The 13,180-nt window shown below is 55.8% G+C and carries 18 protein-coding genes; 8 read left to right on the top strand and 10 right to left on the bottom strand.

Features of this window, described 5'->3' with window-relative positions:
* Positions 1-84 precede the first annotated feature (84 nt).
* From G3A56_RS27470 to G3A56_RS27460, 3 genes are all read left to right on the top strand, one after another.
* Positions 85-669, top strand: a complete 585-nt coding sequence (locus G3A56_RS27470) for a MucR family transcriptional regulator (protein ID WP_130519790.1) — start codon at positions 85-87, stop codon at positions 667-669.
* Positions 670-1,084: 415 nt separating this feature from the next.
* Positions 1,085-1,762 (top strand): AAA family ATPase, encoded by a 678-nt coding sequence (locus G3A56_RS27465; protein WP_164056987.1) that lies wholly within the window; start codon positions 1,085-1,087, stop codon positions 1,760-1,762.
* A complete protein-coding gene (locus G3A56_RS27460; RefSeq protein ID WP_130519794.1) occupies positions 1,759-2,124 on the top strand; it encodes a hypothetical protein in 366 nt (121 codons plus the stop codon). Before G3A56_RS27465 ends, G3A56_RS27460 begins: the two co-directional genes overlap by 4 nt.
* Before the next feature lie 53 nt (positions 2,125-2,177).
* Here G3A56_RS27460 and G3A56_RS27455 read toward each other — a convergent pair whose 3' ends face one another.
* Both G3A56_RS27455 and G3A56_RS27450 read right to left on the bottom strand, forming a co-directional pair.
* Positions 2,178-2,756, bottom strand: coding sequence for a hypothetical protein (locus tag G3A56_RS27455; protein WP_130519796.1), 579 nt, complete (start codon positions 2,754-2,756; stop codon positions 2,178-2,180).
* 3 nt (positions 2,757-2,759) lie between these two features.
* Positions 2,760-3,131 (bottom strand): coiled-coil domain-containing protein, encoded by a 372-nt coding sequence (locus G3A56_RS27450; RefSeq protein ID WP_130519798.1) that lies wholly within the window; start codon positions 3,129-3,131, stop codon positions 2,760-2,762.
* 145 nt (positions 3,132-3,276) lie between these two features.
* On the opposite strand from G3A56_RS27450, the gene G3A56_RS27445 reads away from it, so the two are divergent.
* The 3 genes from G3A56_RS27445 to G3A56_RS27435 are packed head-to-tail and all read left to right on the top strand — an operon-like array spanning position 3,277 to position 5,610.
* Positions 3,277-3,702: a hypothetical protein gene (locus tag G3A56_RS27445; protein ID WP_130519800.1), complete on the top strand. Its 426-nt coding sequence runs from the start codon at positions 3,277-3,279 to the stop codon at positions 3,700-3,702.
* Positions 3,699-5,150, top strand: a complete 1,452-nt coding sequence (locus G3A56_RS27440) for a M23 family metallopeptidase (RefSeq protein WP_130519802.1) — start codon at positions 3,699-3,701, stop codon at positions 5,148-5,150. The genes G3A56_RS27445 and G3A56_RS27440 overlap by 4 nt, the downstream gene beginning before the upstream one ends.
* 43 nt (positions 5,151-5,193) lie before the next feature.
* Entirely contained in the window at positions 5,194-5,610 is a 417-nt protein-coding gene (locus tag G3A56_RS27435; protein WP_164056986.1) for a hypothetical protein, read from the top strand.
* A gap of 9 nt (positions 5,611-5,619) precedes the next feature.
* Here G3A56_RS27435 and G3A56_RS27430 read toward each other — a convergent pair whose 3' ends face one another.
* Together G3A56_RS27430 and G3A56_RS27425 are read right to left on the bottom strand one after the other, a co-directional pair.
* A complete protein-coding gene (locus tag G3A56_RS27430) occupies positions 5,620-5,766 on the bottom strand; it encodes a hypothetical protein (RefSeq protein WP_164056985.1) in 147 nt (48 codons plus the stop codon).
* Between the two features lie 188 nt (positions 5,767-5,954).
* Positions 5,955-7,535, bottom strand: a complete 1,581-nt coding sequence (locus G3A56_RS27425; RefSeq protein WP_130519806.1) for a secretion/conjugation apparatus DotM-related subunit — start codon at positions 7,533-7,535, stop codon at positions 5,955-5,957.
* Positions 7,536-7,632: 97 nt separating this feature from the next.
* On the opposite strand from G3A56_RS27425, the gene topA reads away from it, so the two are divergent.
* Both topA and G3A56_RS27415 read left to right on the top strand, forming a co-directional pair.
* Positions 7,633-9,735: a type I DNA topoisomerase gene (gene topA, locus G3A56_RS27420; protein ID WP_245462372.1), complete on the top strand. Its 2,103-nt coding sequence runs from the start codon at positions 7,633-7,635 to the stop codon at positions 9,733-9,735.
* An 18-nt stretch (positions 9,736-9,753) separates the two neighbouring features.
* The gene (locus G3A56_RS27415) at positions 9,754-10,152 is read left to right on the top strand and encodes a helix-turn-helix domain-containing protein (protein WP_130519809.1); all 399 of its coding nucleotides are present in this window, start codon (positions 9,754-9,756) and stop codon (positions 10,150-10,152) included.
* 13 nt (positions 10,153-10,165) lie between these two features.
* Here the strand turns inward: G3A56_RS27415 and G3A56_RS27410 are convergent, their stop codons facing one another.
* The 6 genes from G3A56_RS27410 to G3A56_RS27385 form a co-directional block, all read right to left on the bottom strand.
* Complete coding sequence (locus G3A56_RS27410; protein ID WP_130519811.1) at positions 10,166-10,687, bottom strand: PH domain-containing protein; 522 nt, start codon at positions 10,685-10,687, stop codon at positions 10,166-10,168.
* A gap of 94 nt (positions 10,688-10,781) precedes the next feature.
* A complete protein-coding gene (locus tag G3A56_RS27405; RefSeq protein WP_164056983.1) occupies positions 10,782-10,952 on the bottom strand; it encodes a hypothetical protein in 171 nt (56 codons plus the stop codon).
* Positions 10,953-11,082: 130 nt separating this feature from the next.
* A complete protein-coding gene (locus G3A56_RS27400; RefSeq protein WP_164056982.1) occupies positions 11,083-11,631 on the bottom strand; it encodes a hypothetical protein in 549 nt (182 codons plus the stop codon).
* Positions 11,595-12,116 (bottom strand): hypothetical protein, encoded by a 522-nt coding sequence (locus tag G3A56_RS27395; protein ID WP_164056981.1) that lies wholly within the window; start codon positions 12,114-12,116, stop codon positions 11,595-11,597. Before G3A56_RS27395 ends, G3A56_RS27400 begins: the two co-directional genes overlap by 37 nt.
* On the bottom strand, positions 12,079-12,372 hold the full coding sequence (locus G3A56_RS27390) for a hypothetical protein (protein ID WP_164056980.1): 294 nt from the start codon (positions 12,370-12,372) through the stop codon (positions 12,079-12,081). Before G3A56_RS27390 ends, G3A56_RS27395 begins: the two co-directional genes overlap by 38 nt.
* Before the next feature lie 4 nt (positions 12,373-12,376).
* Entirely contained in the window at positions 12,377-13,180 is an 804-nt protein-coding gene (locus G3A56_RS27385; RefSeq protein ID WP_130519817.1) for an AcrVA2 family anti-CRISPR protein, read from the bottom strand.

Here is a 13,180-nt window from a genome sequence, read left to right as displayed (position 1 = left end):
CTAAGCTTTGATTGTCACGGCATACCTACAGGAGTCTATCCCGACAATGAGAAATGAAGTTCTGCCGCGTGGGGAGGTGTACCAATGACGCGGAAGACGCAGAAGCGCGGTAGCCATCGTCCCACTGAGAGGCGATTGCGAACGCGTTTACGAGCAGTCATCGAGAAGCAGCGTGAGTACATCGGTGAGTTGTCGGAGCTTATGCGTCAGGAGCAGTCATTGATTGCCGAGCTGGACCATACCCCGCCTCGTGCAGATGAACTCCAAAATTTCGATACCGCCGCCCGGCGCAAAGCGCACGACACGCTCACTCAGTACATCGTCAAGCTCACTCAGCTCCGAGATTACACCAAAGATTTTCTCACCGTGATCGATGAACTGGATGACCTCGACAGCCGCCCTCGCCTTCTGCCCGTGAGAGATGTCGATACCGCGACTACCAGCGATCACATCACCAGCTTGCTTGATGGCTCCCAGTTTCAGATCCTGACGCGCAGTCTCGTCGGCTATGAGATTACGGCCGACGATTATCGCAGGCTGTTTGGCCTGCCAGATGAATATTTGCTTTGGACCAAGAAGGTCCAAGACACGCGGCGTGGCGTCGTCCTGAAACATCGGGTGTGGGATAAGAGGCGCGTTAGCAAAGGCCACGACGATGATGAAGGCTGAAAACGGCCACAGAGCTTCGTAGGGAGGCGTTTCGCCCCTCTGACGTTAGTTTCCCCATTGAACCTCGCATTTCGCTCTGTACGGGCAAATGCGGGGTTTGTTTTTTCCTGGCTGTTGGTAGTTTCGCAGCCTTGATAGATCGCTCCCGTCACCTACGGCGCAATGTGGGAGCGCGGTTCCCGCTCGCGATCAGGCTGCGTGCATTAGAACGCAAGTAAACGCAAATGCGTTCATGCACGTGCAAGCAAAAGAACGCGCAAGAACGCAACAGCAAGCGAAAGAACGAGACCGCACGCGAACGCTTGCAAAAGCTGTTTACAGAACGTTAAAGATTGATAATGTATATGAAAGATACCGAACGCATTTGAATGAGTTTGCGTGCGTGCTCACGCTACAATCCAAAAGGAGCGCTTATATGCCCGTTATTGCAGCATTTAATTCGAAAGGTGGATCAACCAAAAGCACGGCCCTGCTCGTGCTGGCGGATTCGTTGGCACGACAGAATGCCTCAGTGACGGTTATCGATACTGACCCTCAGCGATCGATCGCTAACTGGCGTGAGCAGGCGACGACATCGACCATTGAAGTCATTGAGCAGACATCGAGCACCGGCATTCACAAAGCTATCAAAGATGCCTCAGCCAAGAGCGCGTTTGTGTTCGTTGATATGGCGGGTTTCACGTCCGATATGAGAACCCCTGTCGTGAGCAGGGCCGATCTCATGATTATCCCGATGCAGCCTAGTCCAGAAGACGCACGAAAAGCCGCAGACTCCTTCGCATTGATTACGAGCGACGAAGAGACGCTAGGTCGGACGGTCGATAAGCGAATTCTCTGGTCGAGGACCGTACCGAATATGATTTCGCGCGTGGAGCGCAAAATCATGGCTGAAATTCAAGGGAACGATGTGCCTTCCTTCACAACCCACCTCCACGAGCGGTCTGCTTACAAGGCCATGATGCTGGAAGGCGTTCCACTCGCAGAGCTAAATCGCGACGAGTACAACGGTGTCGATAAGGCGATAACAAATGCCGACCTTCTCGCGGCCGAGCTGGTCGAATACATCATCAACAAGCAGGAGAAAGCCGCATGAGCAGCAAACCTCTCGGATTTGGGAACCGTCATATCGATCCAAACCCGGCCGATGTGAGAAACAAGCTTAGCCTTGCTGCCAGCATGAAGCCGACCCCTGTAAGCGACGATCTGCCGACCGCCAAGGAAGTCGAGCGAATTGTAGAAACGCAGGAAGGTACGATCCGACAGCAGCCGCTCAAGATCGCCAGCAAGCGCAAAAGCAAAGGGATCGTTCAGCCTCTGAACATGCGGGTGCGTCTGGCAACCCACAACCGGTTCGTGGAGCTTTCCAAGACATTGCGCATGCCCTACGACGAGACGCTTGAATGGGTTCTGGAAAGGGCAGGGGTGGATGAAGATGGGAATCCGCCAGCTCTCTAGTGGCGGATCGACGCGAGGACCGCAGCCTTGCTTGCGGTCCTCGCAACAGACGATTAAGCCCCGGCCATACCGAAAGCCTTGCACATGTTGTCGAGTCCGACTTCAAGGCCGATAGTGTTCGCGATCATTGCAGTGATGCCGTTGACGAAATAGCACATAATTCCCCCGATCAGATAGTAGACCGGTGTGCTCCATGGCACCATCTCGCCATTGGATTTGCGATATGCCGAACGGGCGGCGTTGAAAAGCGCCACCGTGCCGATGATCATCCAGATCAGAGTTACGGAGTATTGGAACTGCTGGCAGTACGTGCCCGTGATCGAGCCAGATTGCGCATAATCGAGAACATTGCTCGTGGTCGCATCTTCGGCGAGTGAAAAGGTGCCAGCCAAGCGGTAGAAAATAACTGCGCCCATCGCCGCTGCGCTGCCGAGGGCTAGCTTCATGATCGCGCCGGTAAACGTCGCCTGACGCGTCGAGAAACGGCTATTGCCGCTGGTGTACTGGTAGCCTTCTAAAAGTCCCATGCCGCCCACGATGACCCCAAAGATCGTGATCGACAGGATCATAATGGAGAGAAGGATTGAGTTGGCTTTGAAGAGATTGATTATGATTTCGGTGAGATCGGTCATCTTTTAATCCGCTTTCCCCAATTCCTTCAGAAGTGTTTCGTTGTACGCTTTTAGCTTCCGGTTCTCCGCCCGAACCTCCATCAATGCGTTCTCCAGCTCGCGGACCTGATCGCGAAGAATATCGACCTCGTTGCCGAACAGATCGGTGTCAGCTCCCGCAGGCGGTGCTTTGTATTGAAGCGTCGGCTGGTCTTCTGGCGCAAATTCATAGCGAGACACGTTGCCTTCGCCGCCCGGCCTAGTAATCACAGGGTCTGGTGCGCGCGCGTCCTGAGCTGCGGCCATCTGCGGTAGCGCTCCGCACAGGATCGGTAGCGTTATCGTGAAGAGAATTCGTGAAAACATACCTTGTCCGTGACCTGTTTCGAGTTTCATTCGACAATGTATCTCGATACGGAAACATTGTCATGTCGCCTTTCTTCTGGCAAAACAGTTTCCAGTCAAGGGCGCTGGAATCTTCGTCTGCGCCTTGTGCGAGTAGGAGTAGCACTCGCGCGCTTGAGCAAGGAGAGGAAAACTCATGCAGTTGAAGCGAACGGCCATAATTACTGCTGTTTCGGTCGCCACGGCGCTCTCGTCTACCGCCACCATGGCGGCACCGTTGACGTTCACAGAGCTTTTTAACCCGGCCGAGATCAACGATCCGAAGAATGTCGTTGCTTCGATTATGAACCGCTTGTGGAAGAACGATATCCAAGAGGTTATGGGCGCGAATTACGAGTTCATGTATGCCTCTTTTGAGGCGAAGGGTAACACTTACCTTGTCTCGATGATGGGATCGCCTCTGTGCGGCGCCAATTCTTGCTCATGGTACGTCCAGCGTGTTTCGCCTGACTTCAAGGTGCTGGCGACAAGTGAGCGCATCAACGCTTGCCAAGACCGGAATACGGTCGATGTGACTGACGACAAGCTTTCGATTTGCGGCAAACAGGTGGAGCTTCCATGATCAGATCCTCGCGCATCCTGTTCACGGCCGCGACGATCTTTCTCGCGGGCACCATGTTTGCCCATGCGGCCAGAAACCCGCAGCCCACCGCAACAAATTGCGGCTCGATGCTCAACAACATACGGCAGAGCGAGGGCAGCGGGAACTATAGCACCAACACCGGGAACGGTTACTATGGTGCTTATCAGATGGGCCGATCCGCTTTGATCGATGTCGGGTATATGCGCGGCGACGGCACTTGGACCGGTAAGAATGGCATCAACTCGCTAGAGGACTATCTGAATACGCCGTCGGCGCAGGACGCCGCATTTCTGGAATACGGAAACCGGAACCTCACCTATCTCGGGAATTACCAGCAGTACATTGGTCAGACGATAAACGGGGTCACTGTCACCCGTGGCGGCTTGATCGCCGGCAGTCACCTTGTCGGAGCGGGGGGCCTCAAAGATTGGCTCACAAGCGGCGGTTCCTGCACTGGCAGAGCAGTGGACGGCAATGGAACGTGCGCGGGCACCTATGTTGCTGAAAATCAGGTCAATGAGACGTGCAGCGGGGATGAGGTCGCGGCAGGTGGGGGCGGCTCCTGCTTGTCAGCCCATCCCGTTCAGAGTCCTGTTGTCTTCAGTGAGTACGGTGCCTGGAATCGCCCCGGCGCGGGTTCTGGTAACGGCTGGCATCGCGGATCGGACATCTATCCGCAGGGAGCGCAGGGCCAAGCTTCCACTAATCAGCCTCTATTTGCTGCCCATGACGGCAAACTGAGCGTCGGTTCGATGGGCGTCAAAGTGACAGGCAGTCAGTTCCGAACGCTCTATCTGCACTCATATTCGCGGCCTGACCCGAAAGACGTGAGCGCCGGGGAAGAAATCGCCAAGATCGGCGACAATCAGTCGGCAGGAAAACCGCACCTCCATTTCGAGGTGCAAGTTCCAGCAAGTGCCGTCAAAGCGAGCAAATGCGTGCCGGGATCGAGCACTGACGATTGCGTGTTTCCCGTAGGCGGCGGCAAACGCGATCCGAACGGCTATGCCACCTCGGATGCATTGTCGTCGGCATCCCCGAATACGTGGTATTATGTGAATCCAGAGCGCTACTTGAAAGAGCGCGTGCCTGTCGTCGGCATGGCTGCTGTTCGCGCCGGTCGCAGCCAGTCGCTCCCCAATACCTGCACGCCGGGCCAAGATGTTGCCGAGACACCGACCAGTTCTGGCGACAGCGACAATTCTGCCGCGATGGCAGGAGGCGAGGGGACTTACATGACCAGCGGAGGCAGCGCGGCGGCAAACGCCGACAAGGATTTGCGCTCGCTGGCGATAAATATGACCCGGCAGAATGCCCTTGAGCTTCGCGCAGCAGCTTCGCTGGCGCAGAACCTTGAAGGTCGAACCGATAGTGCTCTCGCACATATGCTCCTGTTGATGTCGCGAACAGAGATCGGGCAGCAGTGATGATCCGCGGTTTCGTGATCGCGTTAGTTTTCTCGGGGGCGCGTTGGTCGCGTCTCCCGAAATTGCTTTTGCGGATGGATACGTTGGGCACTGGCTGCGGGTGATAACCGCCGAGGGGGAAGAGCCTGATCCAAAGAACAATGAAGGCTGTGAGGCTTTCTTGCGGTCAGACGAGTACGATCCCGACGAGAGTGCAGCGGCAAATCTGACCATCACGCCCCATCGCATGGAGACAGATGAAGAAGGCTCAGATGTTACCGGGGTCGTTGAATTCGGCCGGACTGAGGGAGGGCGCACGCCTTTTTCGATCAAGGCAGAACACGAGTACAGCGTGGTTGGCCGTAAAGGTTTCATCGAGCAGCACGACAGCAACTACATCTCGATCACCATCCATGATGTCCAGCTTGACGAGCAGGGCAGCGTCGGTGATGTGGTAATGCGTTATTGCCGCCAGCGCTGACGCCCGGCGCTAACGCCGCTCATAGATCGGTCGCAGCATCAGATAGACGGGATGAGCGACAATCGCGATCCTTCCCACCAGCTCATAATCTGAGGTCGAATCCGCAAGCCTCTCCATCTGCGCTGCCGTACCGAAGAGGCCAGCGAGAGCGAGCATGATTCCACCTAGCAGGAAAGTGGAGAGTAGCAGGGTGATTTGCCACGGAAGCACGAGAGATTCCGTGTAGTGCGCGACAAGGAACACGCTCGCGCCGCCACCCAATAGACCGCCGAGTGTTACGAGGTAGCTACGGCAATATGTGCCCCATGAGGCTTGTGATTTATCCGATCTCGTCATCGTAATCCCTACCGATCCGGCACCAGCTCTGGCACTTGTGCGTTGTCGTCGTTCCACATTTCGGACGACTTGATAATCATCTCATCGACCGTGTTGGTCTGGTTTCGTACCTTCGCTACCAGCTCATCAAAATCGCGCATTGTAAGCGCGTCAGGCGACTGTTTTCTGGCTTCTTGGACGATGGCCGTTATCGTGCTTTCCGCAATCTCAGGCCGTGTGCGGCCGGTCTTCAGAACAAGCTCTGTCTGCCAGTGATCGTACATTCCAGCCGCTTCCGGGCAGGGGGTTTGCATGCCGACATAGTTTAGAAAACGCCACATGCTTCTGTCGGCAAACCGCAGCCAGAGGAACGTGTTTGGTGCCATGACCCCGGCAGATCGAGCGGCTTTAAGTGTACCATCCTTGCCGTCAGTAAGCGACGATGCCAAGACGCCAAATACGTATCCGTGCCGCTGCACGATCCTGTCTATCACATCGACCGGGCGCTTCGGATCGATCCCGGTGGCGGGCTTCACGATGATCTTTGCCAGCTCTTCTTTCGCCCGCTTCGTTGTTTTGAAATTGGGGCCGACCTTTGCCAGATGTTCCGACAGGATTATCATGTTGGATGGCTGCTCGATGCCGGTGCCGATATCAGCACCCTTTGCTTTCTTTTTCTTAGGCTTCCCGGCCTTTTTATCGGGATCAGGGTAGTCGTATGGCCCGATCACAAGACTGTCGCCAAGCTTGGTCTTTTCACGGTTGATGTCGCGCCAGACATCTCGAAGGAACTCTTCGCTCGCATCCAAGACACTTGAGAGCTTGATGTCGCTGTCGTGAAGCGCATTCACGCGCACAAGGGCCGAGTACAGGATCACGGTCGCGTACCATGGCAATTCATCTATCGCAGCCCTTACAGCGGCGTCATTACGAAGGTTCACATTTAGAAACGGGTTGTGCGGCCCAAAGGGCTTCTCTAGGGCCTTTCGCAGAGCGCTGCGATTGATTGCCCGTTCACCTGCCTTTCGGTCCTCGTCGGCTTCTTCCGGCTTGGGGGAGGTCTGTTCTTCGTCGTTCTCAGGAACCTTGAATTTATCAGCGACGATAGCGCCGCTGTCGATCAGCAGCTCAAGTGCTGACATCGGCTGAGACGCAGGGCCGGAGCTGGCCGAATATCTGTGCATGGGGAATTTCAGGAAGAACTCGCAATGAGGATAGAACGGCGCGAAGCGCTGCATCAGCTCCTTGTGGCTCATTGCATACTCTGCATCCTTCTTCGGCCGCAGATAGGTAATGATGTGCTTGCTCTCGACCTTCGCTCTCATAAAGAGGCCGACCAGAACTATGATCCCGGCGCACACCACGCCGAAGGGAAGGGACGACAGAAAGATCGACTGGATACTCAGGTCCTTGCCCGGCGTGTAGGCGAAATAGTCGCCCCACGCGGTCAGTTTCCAAAGCGTGCCGGTTTCAGCAGTGCGAGCCGCGCGATAGAGCATTCCTACTGGCGCGCGGAAAATCACCCATACTACAGTTAGGATCGCCAGACAGAAAAACAGCGCCGTGCCGATTTCCAGCCATCCGACGCTCTTCTGATCCCTTGGTGCCATTTTCCCTTTTCCCACTCGATCATTGACAATGATTTCATTAGCGGAAACGTTATCAAATGTTTCAGCGATTTGCTATCAGGAGGGTGCAGTGAAACTCATGATTGTCGAAAGCCCTACCAAGGCTAAGAAAATTGGATCGCTGCTTGGTTCCGATTGGCGAGTAGAGGCCAGCATGGGCCATATTGTAGATCTTCCAACGGACCAGATGGCCGTTGAACCGCAAACATACCAGCTCACCTATGTAGCATCCGAGCGCGGCCGATCTGTCATCAGCCGGTTGAAGCCATTGGTCGCCGAGGCCGATGCCATTTATCTTGCAACGGACCCGGATCGTGAGGGGGAGGCGATTTCCGAGCATCTGAAGCGTTACTTGCGCATCGAGCGGTATCAGCGGGTCACATTCAACGAGATAACCGAGACCGGTATAAAGGCGGCACTCGCCGCGCCTCGCCCGATTGATCGGCGGCTTGTCGCGGCACAGGAGGCACGCAGAGCAGCGGATCGGTTGATCGGCTACCGAGTGTCCTTTCCGATATCGACGGCAGCGGGGCAGTCCCTGACAGCCGGTCGTTGCCAGTCGCCCGCAGTCCGCCTCGTTGTCGAACGGCAGAATGAGATAGACCGCTTCAAGGTGACAGACCATTTTTCGGCGTTAGCGGAGTTTGAGAACGGCTCGTGGACCGCCGAGTGGCAGACCAAATCCTTTCTGCAGGGCGATGACGAATACATCCTCGATCAGAGTTTGGCCGAGCGAGCTGCGGCTTGCCGCCGCTTCACGGTGACGGCAGCGGCCGAGAAGCCCGTTGCCAAGGGACCACCCGCACCGTTTACGACCTCCGCGCTCTTGCAGGCGGCGGGAGCCACCCTTGGATACCCTCCAGCCCTGACACAGAAGCTTGCACAGAGCCTTTTCGAAGCCGGTTTGATTACCTACCACCGGACAGACAATCCGAACCTCTCAGATGACGGGATTGCGGCTATCGGTGCCTATGCTGAGGGGCAGGGATGGCAGCTTTCGGAAAAAAAACGACGCTGGCCGCTGCCTGAAGGAGCACAGGAGGCTCATGAGGCTATTCGACCAACTCATGTTGAGGATCGTGAGGCGGGGGAGGATGACAAGCAAAAAGCGCTATACAAGCTGATTTGGCAGCGCGCCGTTGCCTCGCAGCTCGCAGATGCCGTCTACAAAACAGTGACGCTCGATCTCACGGCCGATGCCGGTGGCGAGCGCTTCCATTTCCGTGCTCGCAGCGCCGAGCTGGTTAAGCAAGGGTGGAGGATCGTTGCTGCGGATGAAAAGAGCGATGACGAAGATGAGGACGAGTCGACCAACGGGCGCGTCCCGATGCTACAGCCAGGTACTTCCGTGACAGCGACGGGAGGCAAGATTTTGCGCAAGGCGACAAAGCCGCCCCGGCGCTACACCGAAACCAGCTTGATCCGCAAACTTGAGCAGATGGGCATCGGTAGGCCATCGACCTTTGCGGCTATCGTATCGAATATCTGCAACAAGAAATATGTTGTGGTGGAAAAACGGTATCTCGTCCCGACACAGAGCGGCCGGGCCATCGTCGGAAACCTCGTCGGCCGTTTTGACTTCGCCGAATACGACTTCACCAAAGACCTCGAAAAACGCCTCGATCTCATAGCGGAAGGCAGAGAACGCTATGTCGATGTGATCGCTGATCTTGATCAGCGCCTCGATGTTGAGCTTGGGAAGCTCGCGAGCGTGAAGCCTGCCCACCCATGTCCTAAGTGCGGCAAGGCGCTGCGACTTGTGACGGGTAAGTCGCGGAGCTTTTTCGGTTGTTCGGGCTATCGCGATGGATGCCCTGTCATTTGTGAAAACGACAACGGCAAGCCGGGAGCAGTCATCGAGCGGTCGGATACGCCTTCTGAGAAGCAGGCAGCGTTTGCAAAGCGGATCGCGGAAGAGAATGGCTTATCTCTGCCGGAAGAGGTTATGGCGTCTGCAAAAGCTCTCTCGGTGTGGATTGATGAGGCCCTTGCCGCCGCGCCGCCTCGACTTGCCAGCGACAAGCAGCGTGAGTTCATCGCGACCTTGATCGAGCAAAATGGGCTACAGCCCCCTGCCGGATGGCCGGATAATGTCACAAGCGATGTGGCGAGCGCCTTCATTTCCAAGAACGGGAAGGCTAAGGGAAAATCGAAGCCCGCGCGCAGGCGTAAAGCTTCATGACATCAGCAGGGGAAACAGATGGGCGTTCATCCTAAACAGCCGAACCAGATTGACATCGATGTGGGCAATAAAATCCGGCTGCGCAGGCGACTTACTGGCATGAGCCAGACGGCTCTAGGAACAGCGCTTGGGATCACATTTCAACAGGTCCAGAAGTACGAGAAGGGCACAAACCGGGTCGGCGCAAGCCGACTGTCGGATATGGCCCGCATTCTAGGGGTGCCGGTTTCGTATTTCTTTGAAGATGGGCAAAGCCATGATGTGGCTGAAAGCTCCGGGGAGTCTGAACTTCTTACTCAGTTCGTTGGCACTTCCGAAGGTCTAGCCTTGAATCGTGCGTTCGCGCAAATACCCGATGGGGGTATCAGACGAAAGGTTCTCTCACTGGTGAAGGCTCTAGCCGACGAAGAGCAATGACCGGATGGCCGTCCTATTCGGCGTTGTTCTTGAGTGCCATAATCGTTCGTGATGCCTGCGGCGCTCCGCTGATCAGGTCAGCTACGATCTGATCGTCCCCTCGCGTACTGATCGATATCGAGCCGAAGCCGAGTATCCGGCCGAGAACGGATTGCGTAAGCTGAACGCCTATGATCTCTCGAACAGAGGTCGTGAACATATCTCGGCTGATGAAACCGGTTCGCCAGAGCACGCGGTTACTGAAAACTCTAAGCTCTGTTGTCATGTACCTGATGAGGCACACGAGCACTTGTGTTGCAAAGCCCATGGCAATGATGGCGGTCGCAATTCGGCAGACAAGGAAGATCGTGGGGTAAAAGCTCTCGTAAAGAGATAACCCGAGCACCATCGGGCCAAGATTGTGCATAAGGTAGAGGTCAGAGGTCCAGACGTACCAGAGAGCCGCTGTTCCGAGGCCAGCAATCAGCACCGGCCCGACGAATATGATTTTCGAGAGACGGTAGATCGTCAGTGGTTCTTGTTCGCCGTCTTCCATCCATCACTTCCGTTGTTTGTTTCACAACGAAGTCATATCATTTTTTGTTGTCGAAGGAAAAGCGGGAAAGGGGCGCATGAGCGCCCTTCTGGTTTCAAGGTAGCCAGCGTTCGCGCGAGCACCAGTCGTCCAGCCAGTCGGCGGCAACCTTGTAAACGATCCACATGACGAATGCACCGCCGAGACCGATTGATGGAAATCCGGCCATAAAAGCGACAGTGAGGACGATAAGGGCGTGAAAGCTTGCTTCGATAGATGTGCTCATTTTGTATCTCCAAGGTTTGAGCCGCAGGGAGATAACCCCTGCACCTTGATTCTCTCCCGCTTCCTTGCAAGGCACAAAAAGGCCCTCGAATCCGCCGATAGCCGATCAGACAGGGTTGGGTCGGAACCGCTCAGGTTTCCTTGTTTCGGGTTTTGACGAGCCGATACTCCTTGGAGACGACGCCGCTCTCACTGGCTGCACCAACCATGGCAGCTCTTACCCACACGGTCTTTTCAGGTAGACGACGAAGGTGGCCCCGGCGAAGATGAAGACGGGGGCTGGCGTGTGTTCCACTTGCGCTGCCGGTATTACCGGGGGACGGACGATCAGCGGCCAGCGCCAGAACCTTATAAGAAAAGAAAGGCTGCTTCCCCTTGGCAATCCGCGCCTTGTTCAGTTTGGCAGGGGCTTCAATATCCGCCGTCGCTACGTTTTCGCAGTTGAGGACTGCACACGCTTGAACCACGGCCATACCTTCATCCCTCGTGTCGTTCATTATGTTCGCGAATCCGGTTTCACGGTCGCTTCTCGCAATGACCGCTTCGAAATGCTCCGGCTGAAGAATGAACGGCTCTGCTGCAAACTGCTGCGGCTTTTTGGGCAGCAAACCGGCGCTGTTAAGGGCTTCCATCGCGCGGGCGCTCAAAGGGCTGACTTGAGCCTGATCGACTGCTGCCAAGCTGTTCTCGTAGGGAACGAAAGCCCGCCGATACCTACATTCCACGTCTCGATGACATCCAGCCATGAAATAGGAAGGATAAAGACGCCTCCCTGCGGAAAGCGATCTAGGATGACGTTGAGATGCGCCAGTTGCGGCGGCGTTGCACCTGGCTCCCAACAAAGGGCAATGCGACGGGTTGACTTGTAGTGATCGAGATAACCCGCGTCCTTTGCATCGGTTTTCTGCCAAGGAGCTTCGAAAGCAACGAGCGGGAAGGGGAGCTTCAGGAGGTCTATGTGCGCTTGCGATACGTGCAGCGGATCAAGCAGCTCTGCGCAGTTGGGCAGGATAAATTTCACTGATCTGCGAAGCATATCGCTGACGATGCGGATCGCGTTGATGGACTGAACAAAATGCGGGGGGAGACGCTGTACGACCTCTTTCATGCTCTCAATCGCATGGGCGCTATAGTTCAGCGCCGTAAAGTTCTCGCCTGTCTCCATTTCTAGTCTCCTTGCCGTAGATCACTTCCAGAAGACCACGGGCATCCGCGTCTTCAATTGCTTTCAAAGCCGCCGCATGTCCGGCGACATTTTCACGTTCTCGTGCGAAGCGCGCTTCAACATCGCGCTTGAGAGTTTGGATCAGCTCGTGCTTCTCGGCGGTAGGAAAGACGGCATAGTGCTCAGCGGCCGCGAAGGCGACGTGCGGGATCGTAAACTCGTCAAGCGTCGGTTCATCTACATGATCCGAAGGCATGGGATCAGACCTTCACAACATATTCGGGCTTGATGGGAATGCCTGTTTCCATATTGACGCAGCAAGGCGGGATGGGGATCATGCGGCCATCAGCCAGATGGCGAATATGACCTCTTCGCCAGTGTGGTTTGACGGTCCAGCCGCCCTCTCCCTTCCGGTTTTGTGATGCCTGTTGGCTGGCGCGAACATCGATCACGATCATTGGGCCAATAGGCGGCTTTTTCTTCTGCAAGCGCTGCTTGTTCAAGCGCGCCGGGGCAGGCTCTTCCCGGCGGATGGCTTGCGGAGTGGCAAGGGCGCCGATCAGCGCCGCTGACACACCAAAGCCCGTGTCCACGAGCAGTTGCGTCGAATCGTTGTCGGCGTGGCTGACAAGGACGTGCTTGTGATCGCCGCAAACTCTCTGTCCGACTTGATTCAGGAAGACCAAGCCATTGCGGCGATGATTTTCGAACATGACGCGCACGGAAAGCGAGACGAGCTTTCCATCGATAGGGCTCATATTTTTCTCACAGAGAGCCGCCATATGGACGTGCTCATCGAGCACCTTCTGCACCCACGAGACCCAAAAAACATCGTGAGGGATAGGAGCAACTTCCGCGTCCCATAGCTCGTTGGCAAAGTCTATGAATGTTTGGAGGGTATCGTCTTTGGGGTCTGCATCGAGAAAGCTGAAGGTAAATTCGGCGGCGCTGGCGGCGCACGCCTCAACATGCCGGGCCATCTCATCGATCTCATTGGCCTTCCATGGCTCCATTGAGCGGTAGTGGCCGGATTTCAGGTGTTCGAGGGCTGTGTGCAATCGCAT

This window comes from Rhizobium oryzihabitans (genome assembly GCF_010669145.1).
GTDB lineage: Bacteria > Pseudomonadota > Alphaproteobacteria > Rhizobiales > Rhizobiaceae > Agrobacterium > Agrobacterium oryzihabitans.
This window is presented reverse-complemented; position numbering and strand designations above follow the sequence as displayed.